This is a genomic window from Paenibacillus sp. JT22N15 (assembly GCF_059383755.1).
This window is the reverse complement of sequence record NZ_JBXENV010000001.1, coordinates 629,817-648,698: the sequence shown is the minus strand read 5'-3', so window position 1 is coordinate 648,698 and position 18,882 is coordinate 629,817. Positions and strand designations below refer to the sequence as shown.

At 48.8% G+C, this 18,882-nt stretch carries 19 protein-coding genes; 17 read left to right on the top strand and 2 right to left on the bottom strand.

Annotated features, from left to right (window positions below):
* Positions 1 to 23: 23 nt before the first annotated feature.
* Positions 24 to 941, top strand: a complete 918-nt coding sequence (gene cysK, locus AC50X8_RS02880; protein ID WP_494857846.1) for a cysteine synthase A — start codon at positions 24 to 26, stop codon at positions 939 to 941.
* Between the two features lie 8 nt (positions 942 to 949).
* Here the strand turns inward: cysK and AC50X8_RS02875 are convergent, their stop codons facing one another.
* Entirely contained in the window at positions 950 to 2,080 is a 1,131-nt protein-coding gene (locus AC50X8_RS02875; protein ID WP_494878494.1) for a CotH kinase family protein, read from the bottom strand.
* Positions 2,081 to 2,434: 354 nt separating this feature from the next.
* Between AC50X8_RS02875 and AC50X8_RS02870 the strand changes: the two genes are divergently transcribed.
* The 11 genes from AC50X8_RS02870 to AC50X8_RS02820 all read left to right on the top strand — a co-directional run bounded on the left by AC50X8_RS02870 (position 2,435) and on the right by AC50X8_RS02820 (position 11,244).
* Positions 2,435 to 3,211, top strand: coding sequence for a DUF6897 domain-containing protein (locus AC50X8_RS02870; protein WP_494857848.1), 777 nt, complete (start codon positions 2,435 to 2,437; stop codon positions 3,209 to 3,211).
* A gap of 112 nt (positions 3,212 to 3,323) precedes the next feature.
* A complete protein-coding gene (locus AC50X8_RS02865) occupies positions 3,324 to 3,989 on the top strand; it encodes a hypothetical protein (protein ID WP_056034405.1) in 666 nt (221 codons plus the stop codon).
* Between the two features lie 282 nt (positions 3,990 to 4,271).
* Positions 4,272 to 4,496, top strand: coding sequence for a hypothetical protein (locus tag AC50X8_RS02860; RefSeq protein ID WP_056034407.1), 225 nt, complete (start codon positions 4,272 to 4,274; stop codon positions 4,494 to 4,496).
* Positions 4,497 to 4,532: 36 nt separating this feature from the next.
* Complete coding sequence (locus AC50X8_RS02855; protein WP_056034411.1) at positions 4,533 to 4,940, top strand: spore coat protein; 408 nt, start codon at positions 4,533 to 4,535, stop codon at positions 4,938 to 4,940.
* Positions 4,941 to 5,037: 97 nt separating this feature from the next.
* The gene (locus AC50X8_RS02850) at positions 5,038 to 5,529 is read left to right on the top strand and encodes an Lrp/AsnC family transcriptional regulator (RefSeq protein ID WP_056034414.1); all 492 of its coding nucleotides are present in this window, start codon (positions 5,038 to 5,040) and stop codon (positions 5,527 to 5,529) included.
* Positions 5,530 to 5,541: 12 nt separating this feature from the next.
* The gene (locus tag AC50X8_RS02845; protein ID WP_056034417.1) at positions 5,542 to 6,759 is read left to right on the top strand and encodes an aminotransferase class I/II-fold pyridoxal phosphate-dependent enzyme; all 1,218 of its coding nucleotides are present in this window, start codon (positions 5,542 to 5,544) and stop codon (positions 6,757 to 6,759) included.
* 213 nt (positions 6,760 to 6,972) lie between these two features.
* Complete coding sequence (locus tag AC50X8_RS02840) at positions 6,973 to 7,545, top strand: cob(I)yrinic acid a,c-diamide adenosyltransferase (protein WP_056034420.1); 573 nt, start codon at positions 6,973 to 6,975, stop codon at positions 7,543 to 7,545.
* Positions 7,546 to 7,580: 35 nt separating this feature from the next.
* A complete protein-coding gene (locus AC50X8_RS02835; protein WP_494878491.1) occupies positions 7,581 to 8,558 on the top strand; it encodes an RluA family pseudouridine synthase in 978 nt (325 codons plus the stop codon).
* A gap of 116 nt (positions 8,559 to 8,674) precedes the next feature.
* Positions 8,675 to 9,058, top strand: coding sequence for an arsenate reductase family protein (locus AC50X8_RS02830; protein WP_056034422.1), 384 nt, complete (start codon positions 8,675 to 8,677; stop codon positions 9,056 to 9,058).
* A gap of 7 nt (positions 9,059 to 9,065) precedes the next feature.
* Positions 9,066 to 10,301: an aminotransferase class I/II-fold pyridoxal phosphate-dependent enzyme gene (locus AC50X8_RS02825; RefSeq protein WP_494878487.1), complete on the top strand. Its 1,236-nt coding sequence runs from the start codon at positions 9,066 to 9,068 to the stop codon at positions 10,299 to 10,301.
* Between the two features lie 82 nt (positions 10,302 to 10,383).
* Positions 10,384 to 11,244: a 5'-3' exonuclease gene (locus AC50X8_RS02820; RefSeq protein WP_494878485.1), complete on the top strand. Its 861-nt coding sequence runs from the start codon at positions 10,384 to 10,386 to the stop codon at positions 11,242 to 11,244.
* Between the two features lie 351 nt (positions 11,245 to 11,595).
* Here AC50X8_RS02820 and AC50X8_RS02815 read toward each other — a convergent pair whose 3' ends face one another.
* Positions 11,596 to 12,873 carry an MFS transporter gene (locus tag AC50X8_RS02815; RefSeq protein WP_494857862.1) on the bottom strand — a complete coding sequence of 426 codons (1,278 nt, stop codon included), beginning with the start codon at positions 12,871 to 12,873 and terminating at the stop codon, positions 11,596 to 11,598.
* A 144-nt stretch (positions 12,874 to 13,017) separates the two neighbouring features.
* Between AC50X8_RS02815 and AC50X8_RS02810 the strand changes: the two genes are divergently transcribed.
* The 5 genes from AC50X8_RS02810 to AC50X8_RS02790 are packed head-to-tail and all read left to right on the top strand — an operon-like array spanning position 13,018 to position 18,863.
* On the top strand, positions 13,018 to 13,827 hold the full coding sequence (locus AC50X8_RS02810) for an acyl carrier protein (RefSeq protein ID WP_494857864.1): 810 nt from the start codon (positions 13,018 to 13,020) through the stop codon (positions 13,825 to 13,827).
* The gene (locus tag AC50X8_RS02805; RefSeq protein WP_494857866.1) at positions 13,824 to 14,099 is read left to right on the top strand and encodes a hypothetical protein; all 276 of its coding nucleotides are present in this window, start codon (positions 13,824 to 13,826) and stop codon (positions 14,097 to 14,099) included. Before AC50X8_RS02810 ends, AC50X8_RS02805 begins: the two co-directional genes overlap by 4 nt.
* A 14-nt stretch (positions 14,100 to 14,113) precedes the next feature.
* Positions 14,114 to 15,283, top strand: coding sequence for a beta-ketoacyl-[acyl-carrier-protein] synthase family protein (locus AC50X8_RS02800; protein ID WP_494878483.1), 1,170 nt, complete (start codon positions 14,114 to 14,116; stop codon positions 15,281 to 15,283).
* A 3-nt stretch (positions 15,284 to 15,286) separates the two neighbouring features.
* Positions 15,287 to 16,111, top strand: coding sequence for a hypothetical protein (locus AC50X8_RS02795; protein ID WP_494857870.1), 825 nt, complete (start codon positions 15,287 to 15,289; stop codon positions 16,109 to 16,111).
* Entirely contained in the window at positions 16,068 to 18,863 is a 2,796-nt protein-coding gene (locus AC50X8_RS02790) for an AMP-binding protein (protein WP_494878481.1), read from the top strand. The genes AC50X8_RS02795 and AC50X8_RS02790 overlap by 44 nt, the downstream gene beginning before the upstream one ends.
* Positions 18,864 to 18,882 lie beyond the last annotated feature (19 nt).

Below are 18,882 nucleotides of genomic sequence, written 5' to 3'. Positions count from 1 at the left end.
GGGAAACAGGGGGTTTAACAGTTATGCCAAAAATCGTATCAAGCATTATTGATTTAGTAGGTGAAACGCCTGTTGTGAAGCTGAACCGTTTGGCGGAGGAAGGCTGCGGAGATGTTTTCGTAAAGCTGGAATATTTTAATCCGAGCGGCAGCGTTAAGGATCGGGCGGCAGCTTCCCTTATTCAAGCTGGAGAGCTTAGCGGCCATATTAAGCCGGGCTCCACGATTATAGAGCCAACTAGCGGAAACACGGGCATTGGACTGGCCATGGGGGCGGCGGCTAAAGGCTATAAGCTCATTTTGATTATGCCGGACAATATGTCCCAGGAGCGCATTAAGCTGCTTCGTGCCTATGGCGCGGAAGTGGTATTGACGCCTGCAGCCGAGCGAATGCCTGGTGCGATTGCCAAGGCGGAGGAGCTGGCGCAGAGTATTCCAGGCAGCTTTATTCCGAATCAGTTTGAAAATAAAGCAAACCCCGATGCCCATCGGGGTACGACAGCAATAGAGATATTGCAGCAGATGGAAGGGCGGCTCGATGCTTTTGTTGCCTGCTCAGGAACAGGCGGCACCATTACAGGAACCGGTGAGACGCTGAAAGCCGCGCTTCCGAATTTACATATTGCCGTCGTTGAGCCTATGGGTTCGCCCGTATTGTCCGGGGGAGTGCCTGGGCCGCATAAGCTGGTGGGCACAAGTCCCGGCTTTGTGCCGGCTATACTGAATGTTTCCGTCTATGATGAAATCATTCAGGCGACGGATGACGATGCAATCGCTATGATGAAGGCGCTGGCCCGTCAGGAAGGCTTGCTGCTCGGCCCTTCTTCAGGAGCTGCCGTTTGGGCGGCTTTTCAGGTGGCTCGCCGCCTTGGAGCCGGCAGCAGAGTGCTCTGTATTGCTCCCGATACAGGCGAGCGTTACTTAAGCATGGAGCTATTTTAAAAGCGGCTTTAATGAATTTTAACTTTAAGGGCGGCAACATCAACATCAGCTGTCTTCTTCGTGAGCTTCCAGCTTTTTAAAGCCTTTCTAATAAGAGCGCGTCTCTCCTTCACATAATTCAATATGAAGTCGGGCTCGCTCAAATACGTATCAAAGCTGCTTTTTCGCGTGTAATCCTCTTGAATGGCTGGCGTCAGCTTGCTGTACATCGCGCGCACCGTCCGCTCCACCTGTTCCTCCGTAAATGCTGTTTGCAGCAGCCGGAGCAGGATGGAGCGGTATTTGCGTTTATAGGCCGGAATGGCCAGCAGTTTGTCCGTCAGCGTATTATAGCCTTCCACCCGCACCAGATCACTTCCACATGGCTTGCCGTAGCAATTTCTTCCCCATGTTCCTTCATAATCCCAAGGCATCATCCGGTATTTTCCCGTTTTCCCATGTACATAAAGCGCGTAGTTCTGATCGAAGCCATCATAGTTTCCCGTAAGCACAGCTCCCGCGAGCCAGAGCAAATATTGATCGACATCTAGGCGCCTTGACGTCCAAGTGCTCCATTGCAGGCGGGATGTGTGCTTGCGGTTAATGCCGCTGACGAAGCGGATTAGGCGCAGCTCGGAGGCCGCAAGTCCGGATACGAGTTCATAGCCGTCAAAAAGAGACTCCTTCCGTCGCTCCGTAATGGGATCAATCAGGCTGAAGTTTGCGCTGTCATTGACCGCATATATAATGGCGCGGCAGCCAATGCCTCTTCTGCGAAAAAATCTGGGATCAACGGATTCAATCTCTAAATAGACGCCTTGAGGGGCGCCATTAATGACAAGCCAAATATGCCGGGTACGCGGCGATGGCACGCCAATCTGATTGAAAAACTGGAAGGACAGCGCATTGCGAATCATCGAAGGATCATCAAACTCGGCGTTCCAATGCAGCGTCAAGCCGGTTGTCGTTCTGACTTCATAGGATTTTTTAAAATAGTTCCTCGTATGACCGCCGCGATAGCCAAAAGTGGCTTCTCTAGATATTCCATTCATCTCTAGCTGAACGGGCTGGAACGTATGGCTCCAGGAATCCTCCTGCAGTTCCTGCAAATGATCAGGTTCAATCGTAATTTCACGAATCGGCAGCGTTTGGGTTGACATAGGGCTTCCACCTCCTGCGGGCAGATCAGCCTATCGTCCTCAGATAGGCTTTTGCTGATTTACCTTATTCTGCCGCGGGGTGTTTTGCTACTGCTGGAGCAGCAACTCTATGAAACTTTTCTAGTTATATGCTTATGCCTTAAATAAATAGTTATTAATCTAGTACCTCTTATATGAGGGATACATATAAATGTATTATAAATCGTCTCCCATGACAGATGAACGGCATCAAGCACTGGAGGGATGCTCGCTACTCAGGCCAAGGTGGAAACAGCAAGCAGGGACAGGGTCAATAACTTTTAAGATTGTATGTAAATCTAGCACAGCTCATTAAACATTTGGAGGGATTTTACTATGAATTATTGCAGCAACTTTGTAGGTGGAGAACAGGATCGCAACTCGGGCAACATGAACCAACACCATAAAAGCAATCAACACAAATGCAACAAACACAAAAGCAACAAACACAAAAGCTCCAAAGAAAATGGTACTAAATCATTTCTTGACGGCCTCGTTGGACAATATGTGAAAATCAACCGTGGTGGTCCAGAATCCCTCCAAGGTACGCTCGTTGCCGTGAAAAATGACTATCTAGTGCTTTGGACAAAGGAAGGCATTGTTTATGTGAGCACGAGCCATGTGAAGAGCATTACGGATTTCCCTAGCGACAAAAGCAAAGGCCGCACTCCCCAATATATTCATGCTTCCAGCTTCATCGGCGTAATCCGTGCGCTCAACCAAAAATTTGTGCAAATCAACTGGGGCGGCCCGGAGAAAATCGAAGGCTTTATCGCCGAAGTTGGCAGCACATCCTTGCTGCTGGTCGTAAACCGTGAAGTTGTTCAAATTCAATTGTTCCACATTAAAACAATTAAGCTGCTTGGACAAAACACATCCCGTGGCGACCGTTCGGGAGGAAATAATAACCGCACAGGCGGATCGAACAACGGAGGAAATAAAAACCGCACAGGTGGATCGAACAGCGGAGGAAACAAGAACCGCACAGGTGGAACGAACAACGGAGGAAATAAAAACCGTACAGGTGGATCGAACAGCGGAGGAAACAAAAACCGCAAAAACAACAATAAAAGCGGAAACAAAAACGGAAACCGCTCAGGCAAAAGAAATTAGCGTTTAGTGGGAACATCACCATGCATTAGGCGCTAGTGGAATGCCGGGTCAGGCACTTGATGCCGAAGCCCGGTATTCATTTGAAAAAGTCGGCAGAAAGGAGAGAGACACTATGAAAAATCGCCATCCGCTGCTTGACCAGCAAGTAGAGCTGGACATATCGGGAAAGGTCGCGGCTATTCGCGGCAAGCTGATTGAATTCGGGCAAGATATTTTAGTGCTGCATACGGGCTTGCAATTTATTTATGTCCCGCTCATTCATTTGCAGCAGCTGCGTCTGTCCAATCACAAGTATGACCCATTCGAGGTGCCGGAGCTGCCCTTTGAAGCCTACAATGAAACGGTATCCTACCGCAAAATTTTGATGAATGCCAAAGGGATGTTTTCCGAGCTGTACATTACCGGGAATCAATCGATCCATGGCTATGTTACGACAGTTATGAATGATTATTTCGTGTTTTATTCCCCGATTTACCACACGGTTATGGTGTCTTTGCACCATCTGAAATATTTAATTCCCTACAACCCCGATGTCACGCCATACAAGCTGACTCCCGAGCAGTTTCCATTAAGGCCATCCCCCGTCACTTTGTCGCGAACGTTCGATCAGCAGCTGCGCAAGCTGATGGGTGAATTCGTCGTGCTCGATTTGGGAGAAAACTCAAATAAAACGGGCGTTCTTAAAGCGATTGATCAAAGCATGCTTGAGCTGTCCACCGCGAGCGGCGCTTCGGTATTTTTACATTTTGACCATGTGAAAACCGTTCATTTGCCTTAAAGGTTCGTTCTGTCTTCCGTAAGCTATATGATGAAGGTGAAAGTGCCTATTGACCTTGCGAAGAGGGGATAGGCCCTTTTGCGTGATTAAACGACGTTGTGGACAAGCACGAAGATAAGCCTAGTGGACGGCGTTGTAAATTAAGGTGGTCTACCCATACATAATTAGTGGGAGACTGATCCATAATACGTAAGGGTTGACATTCGGTCAGCCGAGCGGAGCTATGAACTTCGCTCGCGAACATGTATTCAATCATAGAAAAGTTAAGGAGGAGGAAATTCGATGTTACAGCCAATGACCGCGAAAGAACTCGAGTATATAGCCGATTCGATGTCCAACGAGGATTTGCTGATTAAGCAATGCTCAGCCGTATCTGTAGGTGCAAGCACCCAGCAGCTTCGTCAGGCATGCTCGCAAATGCTCAATACGCATCAGCAGCATTATCAGACATTGATGCACATGCTTCAGCAGCATCAAAGCATGGCGCCGACCCAGCCTCAGCAATAAGCATATTTGGCAAGCAGACATAAGGAGGAAAAAGAGATGCAACAGCAATATGCGCAATCGTTTTTGCCAGAAGAGGATCTGGCCTACACGGTACTTAGCGACTTGAAACGGGTAACCCGCGAATACGCGACGGCGGCCACAGAGGCTGCCTGTCCATCCATCCGCCAAATGTTTACGAACCTGCTGAACAGCACGCTGAAAATGCAGGGCGAGCTATATCAAGTGATGCAGTCGCAAAATATGTACAACACCGCATCGCCTGTGCTCAGACAGGAGATCGACAAGCAGTTGAAGGAGTACCAGCAAACCCAGCAAAAAACATCGCAGTTTTTGCAGCAGCGTATGGGCAGCCAGTCGCATGCGATGCAAGCAGGATACGGCCATATGGTGCAACAGCAGCAACAGCACAACCAGCAAAATTCCCATCAGCCCTACTACATGTAAAGACCCTTCGGGGTCTTTTGTTTTTTTCTTTGCAGGAAGCCCGGATTCGTTGTAATATGAAGGGTAATAACTTCAGGTTTGCTGGAAGGAGTATATGATGAACGAATTGCAACTCAAAGTATTGGAGCTGCTCAAGGAAGACGCCAGACGTGACGCGGAATTAATCGCCACTTTGCTAGGTGCTCCCGCTGAGGAAGTAAAGCAGGCAATAGCCGAGCTTGAACATAATCATATTATTGTCAAATACGCGACTATTGTGAACTGGAGCAAGGTAGATGACGAGAAGGTAACGGCGCTGATTGAGGTGCAAATTACACCTGAGCGGGGACGTGGCTTCGAAGGCATAGCCGAGCGCATTTACTTATATCCGGAAGTGAAATCCGTATATTTGATGTCCGGAGCCTATGATCTGCTCGTTGAGATCGAAGGGAAAAACTTGAAGGAGGTTGCCTCCTTCGTATCGAATAAGCTGTCCCCAATCGATGCTGTATTGTCGACAAAGACGAACTTTATTTTGAAAAAATATAAACAGGATGGAATTATCTTCGAGGAGCATGAGGGTGACGATCGTTTGATGATTTCGCCGTAAGAGGTGAATGTGATGATTAAAGAAGAGGAAGAGCTGGTACGGACGAAGGTGAAGCGTCAAGCGATGACGGACTATTTGACCCCTTCTGTCCAAAATATTAAACCATCGGGTATTCGTCGTTTTTTTGATTTGGTCAATACCCGCAAAGATGTCATTACGCTTGGTGTTGGCGAGCCGGATTTTATTACGCCATGGCATGTTCGTGAAGCGGCTGTTTATTCGCTGGAAAGAGGCAAGACGCAGTATACGTCAAATGCGGGCCTGCCTGCTCTGCGCGAAGCGATCGGCCAATATTTGAATGATCAGTTCCAGACACCGTACGATCCAGCAAATGAAATTCTCGTCACCGTTGGCGGCAGTGAAGCGATTGATTTGGCGCTCCGGGCGTTAATTGTGCCAGGCGATGAAATTTTAATCCCGGAACCTTGCTATATTTCCTATTCTCCTATAACTGCGCTTGGCGGCGGTGTTCCTGTAGGTATTGAGACTTTTGCTGAAGACAAGTTCAAGCTTAAGGCTGAATCGCTGCAGGCTGCTATTACTCCGCGTTCCAAGGTGTTAATTTTATGTTATCCGAGCAATCCGACGGGCGGCATTATGACTTATGAGGATTGGCTTCCGATTGCCAAAGTGGTCGAGGATAACGATCTCATTGTCATCTCGGATGAGATTTATGCCGAGCTTACTTACGGAACGAAGCATTGCAGCTTCTCGGCGATGCCGGGTATGCGGGACCGCACCATTCTCGTCAGCGGCTTCTCGAAGGCGTTCGCGATGACGGGCTGGCGGCTTGGCTACGCTTGCGGACATCCTGATCTCATCGCCGCAATGCTGAAAATTCACCAATATACGGTCATGTGTGCTCCAGCCATGGCGCAATATGCTGGTGTAGAAGCGTTGACGCGAGGATTGGAAGAGAAAGACCGGATGGTTGATGCTTATAACCAGCGTCGCCGCCTTGTTGTGAAGGGCTTCCGCGATATCGGGCTGGAATGCCATGAGCCGGAGGGCGCGTTTTATGCGTTCCCCTCGGTTAAGGCGATGGGGCTTTCATCCGAGAAATTTGCCGAACGCCTGCTTGAGGAAGGCGGCGTAGCCGCTGTTCCGGGCGATGTGTTTGGCCTCGGCGGCGAAGGGTATTTGCGCTGCTCCTATGCAACCTCGGTTTCAAATTTGGCCGAAGCGCTGGATCGCATTGGCGGCTTTGTGCACAAGCTGAAGCAGGGCTAAGCGTGAAATTCGAAGAGCTGTGTTCTGCAGCATTTTTACACGGCTATTTTTGAGCAATGGCGGCATTCCAGTTTGAGCTGGAATGCCGCTTTTTTGTGCTGGACACGGGCAGATTCTCAGGGAATGCTTCGGCAGGAATGGCCGTTTATGGTATAGTGTATAGTAGCTTTTTAAAAGCAGACGGAAGTGTAATGAGAGGGGCAATGCTGAGCCATGAGATTATATACGCGTACGGGAGATAGTGGAGAAACGGCATTAATTGGAGGGCGTGTCCGCAAGGATGATATTCGAGTGGAAGCCTATGGCACGATTGATGAGCTGAACTGCTTCGTTGGGCAGGCGGCTGCGGAGGCTGCACAGCATGAGCAGCTTGCGGAGATGGCAGCGCTGCTGGTCGATATTCAGCAGGAGCTGTTCGACTGCGGATCTGACCTTGCTTATGCAAGGCCGGGAGCGCCGCTTAAAGTGACGCCGGAACCGGCAGAACGGCTGGAGCAGATTATTGATGTATACATTACGGAGGCGCCGGAAATTACTCGGTTTATTTTGCCAGGGGGAAGTCCGCTTTCTTCGCTGCTGCACGTATGCCGCACCGTATGCCGCCGGGCTGAGCGCCGCGTCGTGACGCTGGCTGCTGATCATCCGGCTAACCCCGAGGTGACGAAATATTTGAACCGCCTCTCGGATTTCTTTTTTGCAGCTGCACGGGTGGCGAACGCCAAGCTCGGCGTGCCGGATACAGAATATGTTAGAAGCAAGGAAGTATTCCGGAAACGGAAAAAATAATGGATGCGGGCGATTTGATGAATACCGATGGAATAATGGATATAGATGCTAATTATTATAAGCCGCTGATAGTCGTCGTGCGGGCGGAGGATGCGGGGATGTCCGTGCGCGCCCTGGTGGAGCGAAGGCTTGGCGTATCGCGCAGCCTTCTGTCGCGGGTTAAGCTGACTGAGCATGGAATTACGGTCAATGAGCAGCGTGTTTACACGACCGCGACGGTTGTTGAAGGGGATATCATCCGCATTCGGATGGAGAAAGAGACGTCGGAAGATATTTTGCCGGAGCCGATCCCGCTCCAAATTGTGTTTGAGGATGAGCATTTGCTCATTCTCAATAAGCCGCCGGGTATTGTCGTACATCCAACACATGGGCATTACACGGGAACGCTGGCCAATGGCGTGGTGTACCATTGGCGGGAACGGGGCGAGAAGGTGCGTTTCCGTCCGGTAAATCGCTTGGATGAGGATACCTCTGGACTTGTTGTCGTTGCGAAGAGTCCGTATATTCACCAGCAATTATCCGACCAGCTCCAAGCAGATGCGATTACGAAGCGTTATGCGGCTTTCGTATATGGTGTTCCGCCCGAGCGGGCAGGTACGATTAATGAGCCGATTGACCGTGATCCAGATTCGCCGCATGTCCGTATTGTGACGCCGGATGGCTATCTCTCGGTCACTCATTATGAAATTGCGGCGGAGTATGGAGATGGCGCTGCTTCGCTCGTACGGCTGCGGCTGGAGACGGGACGCACGCATCAAATTCGCGTGCATATGAAATATATCGGCTGCCCGTTGATCGGCGATGCGATGTATGGGCTGCCGCCAGAAGCAGGCGAGCTTTGCGCAGCGTGGGAGCAGGCAGCCGGCAGGCAAGCTCTGCATGCGGAGATGCTGGGCCTGACGCACCCGATGACGGGGCAATGGATGGAGTGGCGCGCTGAACTGCCAGAGCAGCTCAAGCTGTTGAAGCAATTGCTGGAGCAAAAGCAAGAAAGCGAGCCTGGAGCAACTTAATAAATAAATAAATAAAGAAACAAATAAATAAACAAATAAATAAACAAATAAGTGAAACAGGATGCGGCTAAGTTACTCTATTATATGATTGGTTTAAGCAATGGAGGAGAACGTGAATGAGTGCAAATACATGGCAAGCGGGGACGATTACCGTCTATCAATATCCCAAATGCGGAACATGCCGCAATGCGGTGAAATCGCTGCAGGCGAAAGGCCATAAGCTGGAGCTGAAGCATATTGTGGAGGAGACGCCGACAGCGGAGCAGCTTAAAGAGCTGGTCAAGCTCAGCGGATTGGAGCTGAAGAAGTTTTTTAACACCTCCGGCGACGTATATCGCGAGCTTGGACTCAAGGACAAGCTTGGTTCCATGAACGAGGACGAGCAGCTTGCCTTGCTGGCTTCGAACGGCATGCTGATCAAACGTCCGATTGCGACGGATGGCACGAAAGCGACAGTTGGTTTTAAAGAAGAGCAATATGTTCAGGAATGGAATGGGTGAGCGTAGGATGACAACAGGCAAGTGGCGTTCCAATCGGCTGGACGAGCTGGGCTCTTCTATTTTTGCCGAGGTCATTCAGTGGAAGAAGCAGGCTAGAGCTTCAGGCATGGATGTCATTGATTTAGATATCGGCAGTCCGGACAAGCCGCCTTCAGAAGCTGTTATGCAGGCACTTGGCGACGCTGCGCTTCGCCCGAATCAGTATGGCTATATGGGCACGCGGGGAAGCGACGCTTTTCGCAGCACAGCAGCAGAATGGATGGCGTTTCGCTTTGGCGTGCAAGTAGATGCCGAGTCGGAAATGCTTTCTTTAATGGGCTCGCAGGATGGGCTGGCTCATTTGGCGATGGCGGTCTGCAACTCGGGCGATGAGGTGCTGCTGCCGAACCCGGGCTATCCGATATATGCAGGGTCGCTTGCGATTGCCGGCGTAAAGCCGATTTTTTATCCGCTCACGGCAGCGGGTGGATTTTTGCCGGATGTGGAGGCTATTACGGAAGAGGAATGGCGCCGTGCTAGGTTTATTTTGCTCAATTATCCAGGGAATCCGGTATCTGCTGTAGCCGATATGGCGCTGTTTGACAAGGTGCTGGACAAAGCTCGCAAATACGATGTGCTCGTAATAAACGATGCCGCCTATTCTGAAATGGCGTTTGACGGCTTTGAGCCGCCTAGCATTCTTGCTGCCGATGGGGCGATGGAGCGCGCGATTGAAATTCACTCTTTATCAAAGAGCTTTAATATGGCAGGCTGCCGCATCGGCTTTGTGACAGGCAACCGGGAAGCGGTTGGCGCACTGCGCGAGCTGAAGGATAATATTGATTATGGCATCTTTGCTGCTGTGCAGGAAGCAGGCGTTGCGGCGCTTAAAGAAGCGATGTCCAAGGCGGCTCCTCCTAAAGTAGGACAGCTGTATGAGCGCCGCCGCGATGTTTTCATCGAAGCGCTTCGTGCAGGAGGCTGGCAGGTGGAGAAGCCTAAAGCGACGATGTTTATTTGGGCAGCGCTGCCGGCTATGGAGTGGACGCATCCGGATGGGCCTTGGACCTCGCGTCTGATTGCCCGTGAACTGCTGGAACAGACGGGTGTGGCGGTCATTCCAGGCGAAGCATTCGGCAGCGAGGGCGAAGGTTATGTGCGTCTGGCGCTTGTGGTGGATGAGGCACGGCTGCTTGAGGCAGCGGAGCGCATTGGCCGTTTCATTCGCGGTGAAGCGCGTGTGCATCAACGTTCAACAACGTAGAAGAGAAAGCCTAGAAAGTAGGCATGGAGAACTGAGAATTAGTGATTAAAGTTGATAATAGACATAAAGGATGAGCATGTAAATGAACGAAAATAAAGTTCTAATTGTTGACGGAATGGCTCTTCTTTTTAGAGCTTATTTTGCTCAATCGTATAGCGCTAGGCGTTTGGAAGATGGAACTCCCACAAATGCCATCTTTGGTTTTTTTCAGTATTTCTTTGATGCAGTAAATCAATTTCAGCCGACGCATGTCGTATGCTGTTGGGATATGGGAAGTAAAACTTTTCGATCTGACTTGTATTCAAATTATAAAGCAAACAGGCCAAGCGCACCTGAAGATTTAATTCCACAGTTCTCTTTGGTAAAGGATGTTGTTGCTGCTCTTCAAATACCAAACATTGGACTGGAGGGCTACGAAGCAGATGATTGCATCGGGACGGTATCGAAACGTTTTAGTGATCTTGGACATGTCTATGTTCTTACAGGTGATCAAGACATGCTCCAGCTGGTGGATGAGCGCATTCATGTAATAATCATGAAGAAGGGCAGATCCAACTATGCGGTTTATGATTTAGATTTCCTGAAGGTTGATAAAGGCATTCATCCTTTTCAGGTCATCGAAATGAAGGGTCTTACAGGGGATACAAGTGATAATTACCCCGGGGTGAAGGGAATAGGGGAAAAAACCGCACTTAAATTACTGAGCGAATATGAGTCAATCGACGGCATAATAAGTAATTTAAACCTTTTACCGAAAAGTATTAAAGCGAAAATTGAGTCTGATTTAGAGATGCTGCATCTTTCAAGAACTCTTGCCACAATTAACATTGAGGTTCCAATTGAATGCTCCTTCGATGAGTGTGTGTGGGAGGTCAATTTGGAATCAGCAACAATGTTATTTGAAAAATATAGGCTAACCTCTTTATTAAAAATGATTGGTTAAAGACTAATTAGCGAAGGCTATCGAGGACAACTCGATAGCCGTTTTATTTTTTATAAACCTCATTAACCATTCTCTAATTTCCTGAACTCAAAACAAATAATGATACCCATCGCTTCGGATAAAGCGTGAGTTACTTTACATTCTAAGGCCCATGCAAACGAGCATGGGCTTGTTTGATTTGTACACCCCTCTATGCATGACTACACTTGTGAACAGCGCCAATTTCATAGAGGAATAGAGCTAATATTAAAAAATGGTAAAGGTTGAAAAAAGGTGAATGCACACATTTTAATAAATGTTAATCCGTAAAATATAGATAATATCTTGGAATCGATCGAAATTGTATAGTCGTTACATGGATTGCGAAGTTTGTTGATTATTGCTAGTGCTATCGGCAATAGGGTTGATCTGAAGCTTCAAACGGAACATAAGAGAGATGACAGCTGTGGAGGCAACAAACAAAATGCCCGAGCACATGTACATGAAGGCTAATGGCAGGAACGTGCTAAGCCATCCGGAAACCATGGTCATGAGTACCATGGAGCCCATGAAGATCGGGCCAAAAGCCCCGTTAACTCTACCGACATAAGCTTCATCCGTCGTTTTCATGACAATGGAGTTAATTCCTACTTGTATGAAGGGGAGGACAAAACCGCGAATGAACTGCATCGCCAGAGATAAGGAGAGATAAGTTGAAAATCCGATGCCGATCACGGAAAAGGCGCTAAAGAGATTGCCGATGGCTAAAATTTTCTGAGAGGGTACAAGCTTCGAGATTCCTACAACGAGCAAACCTCCAGCAACGGTTGCTACAACATTGGTACTGGCAAACCACTGATAATATTCTTTATCCAATTGCAGCTGATCAACGACGATGAAAATGCCGAGCGGCTGAATGATACCGACCGCAAGGCCCCCTAAGCCGAAGGCGATGCCAAGCAAACGAAGTACCGGATTTTGAAGAACATATGTAAAGCCGCCGCGCAATTCAAACCAGAAGGACTCCCTCTTGTCCCCGGTTTTGCCCAGCTTGTCTGGTGGCAGCAAGGTTAAAGTGACGGCCGACAAAACAAATGCGATGGCTACTAATGCGAGCGAAACGTTGATGCCGTATGCGCTATAAACGAAAGTGCCAAATACCGGACCTATGACAACAAAGACGCTAGTCAACGTTTGGTACATCGCCATGCCTGTCTGAATATGCTCCTCCGGTACATGCTGCTTAAATAATTTCATCCCGGAGGGCTGTGAGAATTGCGATAGAACCGCGGATAGCAGCGTCGTGAAGAATATCGCTTTCCATGAGCCTAACAATAAGGCCGCCAAGATGGCCAGCAGTGATAGGGCACTGAGCAAATCGCAGTAAATCATCGTTTTTTTGGGTTTCCAACGATCCGCAAAGGTTCCGCCGATGACAGAGAAGATGAGAATCGGAGCAAATTCGGCGACATAGAGCATCGACACGGCAACGGTATCGTTGTTCGTCATTTCCATAACGAACAGTAGAATGGCAAAGTTCCGCATCCAGACGCCTATTTGCAGAAACAGACTGGATATTAGAATGACGCGTATAAACTTGTTACCGAAAAAATCGGACGCAGATAAAAACCGTTTTACTCTTTGCACCATGATTGATCGCTCCTAATAATCTTGATCTTTCCATCTTTGATTAAAAATACCACGAACCGCCCGCGCCTACAACAGAACCTTAAAATGTGGATACATTATGCGATTTCAGCTATTAACGATTAATAGAAAGGAGGTGAATACAATTTGGAAGACCTGAGTCGATTGGAGTGGATTATTTTGCAAATGCTCGTGACCTCAAACAGCCGTACAACGGATATGCTTGAGATTATAACGATGGGGCGGCTGCAGCCCATTGTTGCGAGTCAATCTCATGTGTCCGGAGGGAAAATATTGCGCGAGTCGTTCCTGATTACGGAGAGGGAGCAGCGTTATGTGTCGCAGAATATCGTTTTAATTGATCCGGCCTACGTTCCCCCTGTGCTGCTGGAGCGAATTATCAGTGAGAGGGAAGGAATCGGCCATGTGCTGAGAGCAAGCCATACTCGGGATATTAGAACCATGATTCAGAACGGCTGGAGGCTCACAGCCGAGGCCGTGGATTTATTTGATAAACCATATCGCCTTCAATTTCAAGAGCATCGCCGGGTTCCATTCAAAGAATATAAGATGACTTTTCCTCCCTTTCAGGATAGTGGGGTGCATCTCATCGAATATTTTAATCCGGATATAATCCGAATGAACACCAAATCGACCCAGCCATTTATGGATGAGGAAGGGGACCACGATAGGATGAACAGACAACAAATGTTCGATGAAGTCATGAATATGATCACTAGACAGATGAATATACAGATGAATCCAGACGAGGTTGATGAGACGATGCCGCTTGGGGATGAGGGGCTCGCGCTTGATTCTATTCAAATTATTGAGCTTGCTGCAAGAATAGAGGCGCAGCTCGGGTTGACTATAGCCGATAGCGAGCTCATTGAAATTAGCGGGTACACAGTCGGGCAACTGATCGGCACTTTGCATGAGCGAGCCAATGCGGTATGAACGAGAGCCCGTTAATAAGTAAGGAGGGCATCAAAAGGCTGCTGCTAGAAAATCAGCTGTTTGTCTCAAGGCCGGATGAGCTAAACGATGATTCGCTTATTATGATGGATTCATTGTGCCTCATATGGTTTCTCGACATGCTGGAGCATCGCAATCATATCCATTTGCAGCTAGAAGACGGGGACTACGAGCGCTTCGACTCCATCGATGCCATTTACCGGCTTATTCAGGAGAAGGGAGTAATGATCAAGAGGCATACGAACACGATGTGAGAAAGGAGTACGCGATGTTCAATCGGGTAGTGATAACAGGGATCGGATTAATGATTCCAAGCGGCTTCGGAGAAGAGGCTGTTAAGAGAAGCGTGCTTACGGGAGAACATCGTTTCAGGCCGGTTACACGCTTCGACAGCACGCCTTTCCGGACTGCTTTCGCAGCGGAGTCCGATTTCAAGGGAACCTTGCTCGGACTGGGGGTACGCTTGGCCGAGGAGGCCGTTGCTTCCTCCGGCCTACAAGATTTATCGGATTCTTCCATCGTACTCGGCCTGCAAGGCGATTACAATGCGCTTCAACAGTACTGGAGGTTGAAGTCCTCGGGGCAACATTCAGCTATACCGCTATCGGAATTTCTGCCATCCTACCATTTGAAGGTATTGGCTGACCTTTATCGGCTTAAGGGCAGCGGCAAAAAAATAAGTTTAAACAATGCCTGTATTGCTTCCAGCAACGCGATTGGCGTCGCTTACGAGCTTATCCGGAGGGGGCAATCGGATACTGCGCTTTGCGGCGGATATTCCCTGGTGACCGAGGAGATGTTTGCGAAGTTCAATTCGGGCCGCACCTTTGCTGCTGACGGACGAGTAAGGGCATTTTCGGCCAATCGATCAGGCATGCTGCTGGGAGACGGAGGCGCTATGCTCCTGCTCGAAAGCCTGGAGCATGCCGAGAAGCGCGGCGCTATGATTCTGGCCGAAATGCTTGGCTGGGGGCTGTCCTGCGACGCCTTCCATGTGTGCCAGCCTCATCCGGATGGAGCCGGTATGGCGCTCGCCATTGAGCGGGCATTGGCCGCTGCTTCTATTCAGAAGGAAGAAATAGATTATATTCATGCCCATGGGACAGGCACTCCTCTTAATGACCGTGCAGAAACGGCGGCGATTAAGCGGGCGTTTGGCACGAGGGCTTATGATACACCGATCTCATCGACGAAGACGATGACGGGACATATTCTGGAAGGTACGGGAGCGGTTGAGACGGCTCTCTCCATCATGGCTATGAAGCACAATACGATTCCGCCCACGATGGGTTATGAAGAGAAGGATCCCCATTGCGACTTGGACTATGTACCGAATTACCCAAGGAAGAAGCAGCTGAACAAGGTTATCAATTTAAATGCCTCTTTCGGAGGCAACAATACGGCTATTGTTCTGCAAAAATCGGTTGAGAGGGGGTAATTTATGCTGAAGGTGACAGCGACTGCATGCATCGGTCCATGGGGGCATTCCATCGAAGGTCTGGCCGATTATGCGGATATGCTTAAAGCGGCGGAAGAACAGGCCCGGTCGATTGCGATAGAACCCGTCCCCGGTTTTATCGAATCCGCCTTCAATCCTATGGTGTATCAAATTTTGAAAAACCATGTGGAGTCGGGGAAGATTCGCTCTCATCAGAAGCTGGCTATCTTGCTTGGCAGTGCATTTGGCGATACGGCCACTGCAGATCGGGCAAGCCAGAATTTGCTTCAAGGCAAAGTCCATAATCCTTTATTGTTTTATCAATCCGTTCCTAATTCCATTCTTGGCTACGCTTCTAAACAATTTGGCTTTACCGGTATGATATCAGCGGTCTCCCACTTCGGGAACGGACTTGTTTCCTTGCTCGATCTAGCAGAAATCTATATGGATCAACCTGATGTTGAGCAGGTACTCGTCATTGGTGTTGAACTGCAAAGCAGCCGTTCCGACGAACTGCTTGCGGAGCTTGTTGATTCAGAGGCGGCCATGCGATCATGCGATCATGCGATCTCGCTCTTACTGGAATGCGCCAAGGGAGATGATTTCTCAGATTCTGGCGAGGAGCTTCTTATTTATATTGAAGCAGTCGAAGGCTTGACTGAGCCCTTGAGCACCGAGCCACCTGTACGACCGTTTGCAGGCAATCAAGGGCTAGCGGATCTGGTCATTGCAGTCGATCGGTTAAAAAATAGGGAAGTAGCCGCCCCGGTTATTATCTACGATTATGAATTCGGAGGAGGCTGCCATGCTATTAAACTCAATCGATAAGCAAGCATTTTATCAGGCGTTGATTTCAAACTCAGCAGAGCCCTCTAAATTGGCAATGAAATTCTCTTCTTCCGTAACGTACGGGCAGCTTTTCGAGGAAATCGAAAGTGGGCGGCAGCAGCTAGCGGAAGCAGGCGTCAAGGAAGGGGATCTCGTTGCGCTGCAAATCAAAAGCTCCCTGACTTTTGTTTATTTGTTGTTTGCCCTATGGAAACAAGGGGCTCAGGCGATGCTGCTGGACAGCCGATTGAAACGGACGGAAACCGAGGCGTTGCTGCAGGAATATAGTCCACACTATTATATTTGCTCAACCGATCAGAGTCATCCGCTAGCAAGCTTTGCCGAAAAAGTTTCCTTCGAAATCGTGAAGCTCCAGCAAAGCAAAGGCTGCGAGCCTGAATGCGTGCTTCATTTGTTCACATCGGGCTCTACGGGCAAGCCGAAAGCAATCGGTAGAACGGCAGAAGCGATCCTTGGCGATCTGCACAAATTGACAGCTGTACCTTTATTATCACGCGATGATCGTGTTCTGGCCTTGTCTCCGCTTACGCATACATTCGGTTTGCTTAATGGACTACTGCTCACCTTATTCACGGGAGCTTGCTTATATTTTCCACGAAATCACCAGAGCCTATCTATCCTTCAGACACTCCGGGAGGAAAGGATTACGGTGATGTATGGCGTTCCGTTCCACTATCAATTATTAGGACAAGCGCCTGGGCCTGGGCCGCTCCCTGAGCTTAAGCATGCCATTTCTGCAGGGGAGGCTCTTTCTCTAGAGGTTTATCAAGCTTTTTACGAGAGATATGGCGTCACGATCGGTCAGCAGTACGGGACAAGCGAGACCGGAGTTCTGACCATGGACTGGGACGGCAAATATCCGGAGAGCGTCGGTCGTCCGCTACCGGGAGTAAGCTTGCGAATTGAGAACGATGAGGTGCTGGCAGAATTGCTGGAATCGCCTTATCTGCCTCGCACCGTGAACGAAAGATGGAGCAAGGGATGGTTCAACACATCGGATACCGGTTCCATTAACGAGGAGCAGATTTTATATTTAGCCGGGCGTTCAGACAGTATCAAGATTATCGGCGGACTTAAAGTGAATCTCCAGGAGATCGAGCTTAAGCTGAGGAACCACCCCAAAATCCGTGATGTGCTTGTCTGTTTATCAGAGGACAACAAGATTATTGAAGCTCATGTCGAGCGGCAAGAATCATTGCTGGAGTCCAGCTTGCTGGAATGGTGCCGAGAACACATGGCCGATTATAAAGTACCTAGAAGGTTTTATTGGACAAGCAAGCTTCCAAGAACATCGACGGGCAAGTTGATTCGGATGAATCCCCATTTACTGAATCGTGAGGAGGAACGGTTGCAGAAGCAGCTGTACCAGGAACCTCAAAAGGTGTCCCTGCTGCTGGAGCTCGGATCCGTATACGAAAAACAAGGCCGGCTGCTGGAAGCCAATGATCTCTATAGGAGAGCGAAACGTTGTTCAGTCTCTAGTGAATATATGTTAAAGATTGAGAAAGAGCTTGCGCGCATTCACAACCTTATGGAGCACGCTGCATTCACGAAGAAAGACTATGCGGCTTCATTAAATAAAGTGGTTAGTGTTTATTGCTACGGGAGAAGCGGCACGCATTTGATGAAAAGTCTGCTGGACGGCCATCCGAATATTATATTAACCATGTTGAACGGTGTGGAAATTTTCAAGCTGTGGCAATCAACGATCAAACCGCGTGAAGGGCGCATGGACAACCAGGAAATCGTTGATGCCATATTCAAAACGTTCCCTGGCGAGTTCAACGAAGGCTGCATATTCGAAGAACCGAGGCAAAACGGGATGTGCGCCTTAGGTGAAGATAGAGATCAGATTTTCGCGATTGACCGAGCCCAATTTAAGACGGCATTCCTGGAAATTACGGAGACGGCTGATCTGATGGACATGACTTTTTTCTATCAAGCCGTACAGCTTGCGGCATCCTACGCGTTGGGAAGAACCTATGATTTCAACTCAGAGCTTCCAGTCATTATTGAAGGGGGCATTCACTTCGGAACGAGCGTTACGGAGACTGAGCAGTTCATTGAGCTTTTTCCCTACGCTAAATTATTTCATATGATTCGAAATCCTGTTATTGCGTTTGCTTCCGCATTGAACTACCAATTGCATGCAGGCAAGGCGAGTGTCTATAACTTATGCTTTCAACTGCAAGCTCTATTCCATGGTGTCCCTGTAACGGCACGCTGGACAGACCGGACGTATTTGGTGAAATTAGAGGATTTGCATGTAAAGCCGGAGGCTACTCTTAAGCTGATATGCAAGCATCTGGGCATCGATTGGGATGAAAGTTTGCTTCACAGCACGTTTGGCGGCATGAAATGGTGGAATTCATTAACTTCCGAGGTTGTATCCGGATTTAATACACGTACCATCTCGAAATCTTATGATGAGTTATTGTCTTCTTTCGACAAATTCAGGCTCGAGAGCATGCTTCGGATTAAATACCGGGCATGGGGATATCCCGGACACGACTATTACAACTACGATAACCTGATGGAGCTCTTGGCATTCCCGTTTAAGTTTGAGAAGCAATATGGAGAGTTCGTAGAGAACCCTGCCATTATTCGTACGATGGTCCATCGTCTATGCATGAAATTACTCGCAGAAGAGCATGAGCTTGGCGACACCGACAGATTGGAATATCAAGTCCAATTATTGTCTGAGCGTCAAGCGGACAGTGCAGTGCGATAAGGGAGCTGGGTGAGAGTGG

Bases quoted from the DNA above. Each gene is read 5' to 3' on its own strand.
- cysK (WP_494857846.1), top strand. From the start codon at position 24: ATGCCAAAAATCGTATCAAGCATTATTGATTTAGTAGGTGAAACGCCT.
- AC50X8_RS02875 (WP_494878494.1), bottom strand. From the start codon at position 2,080: ATGTCAACCCAAACGCTGCCGATTCGTGAAATTACGATTGAACCTGAT.
- AC50X8_RS02870 (WP_494857848.1), top strand. From the start codon at position 2,435: ATGAATTATTGCAGCAACTTTGTAGGTGGAGAACAGGATCGCAACTCG.
- AC50X8_RS02865 (WP_056034405.1), top strand. From the start codon at position 3,324: ATGAAAAATCGCCATCCGCTGCTTGACCAGCAAGTAGAGCTGGACATA.
- AC50X8_RS02860 (WP_056034407.1), top strand. From the start codon at position 4,272: ATGTTACAGCCAATGACCGCGAAAGAACTCGAGTATATAGCCGATTCG.
- AC50X8_RS02855 (WP_056034411.1), top strand. From the start codon at position 4,533: ATGCAACAGCAATATGCGCAATCGTTTTTGCCAGAAGAGGATCTGGCC.
- AC50X8_RS02850 (WP_056034414.1), top strand. From the start codon at position 5,038: ATGAACGAATTGCAACTCAAAGTATTGGAGCTGCTCAAGGAAGACGCC.
- AC50X8_RS02845 (WP_056034417.1), top strand. From the start codon at position 5,542: ATGATTAAAGAAGAGGAAGAGCTGGTACGGACGAAGGTGAAGCGTCAA.
- AC50X8_RS02840 (WP_056034420.1), top strand. From the start codon at position 6,973: ATGAGATTATATACGCGTACGGGAGATAGTGGAGAAACGGCATTAATT.
- AC50X8_RS02835 (WP_494878491.1), top strand. From the start codon at position 7,581: ATGGATATAGATGCTAATTATTATAAGCCGCTGATAGTCGTCGTGCGG.
- AC50X8_RS02830 (WP_056034422.1), top strand. From the start codon at position 8,675: ATGAGTGCAAATACATGGCAAGCGGGGACGATTACCGTCTATCAATAT.
- AC50X8_RS02825 (WP_494878487.1), top strand. From the start codon at position 9,066: ATGACAACAGGCAAGTGGCGTTCCAATCGGCTGGACGAGCTGGGCTCT.
- AC50X8_RS02820 (WP_494878485.1), top strand. From the start codon at position 10,384: ATGAACGAAAATAAAGTTCTAATTGTTGACGGAATGGCTCTTCTTTTT.
- AC50X8_RS02815 (WP_494857862.1), bottom strand. From the start codon at position 12,873: ATGGTGCAAAGAGTAAAACGGTTTTTATCTGCGTCCGATTTTTTCGGT.
- AC50X8_RS02805 (WP_494857866.1), top strand. From the start codon at position 13,824: ATGAACGAGAGCCCGTTAATAAGTAAGGAGGGCATCAAAAGGCTGCTG.
- AC50X8_RS02800 (WP_494878483.1), top strand. From the start codon at position 14,114: ATGTTCAATCGGGTAGTGATAACAGGGATCGGATTAATGATTCCAAGC.
- AC50X8_RS02795 (WP_494857870.1), top strand. From the start codon at position 15,287: ATGCTGAAGGTGACAGCGACTGCATGCATCGGTCCATGGGGGCATTCC.
- AC50X8_RS02790 (WP_494878481.1), top strand. From the start codon at position 16,068: ATGAATTCGGAGGAGGCTGCCATGCTATTAAACTCAATCGATAAGCAA.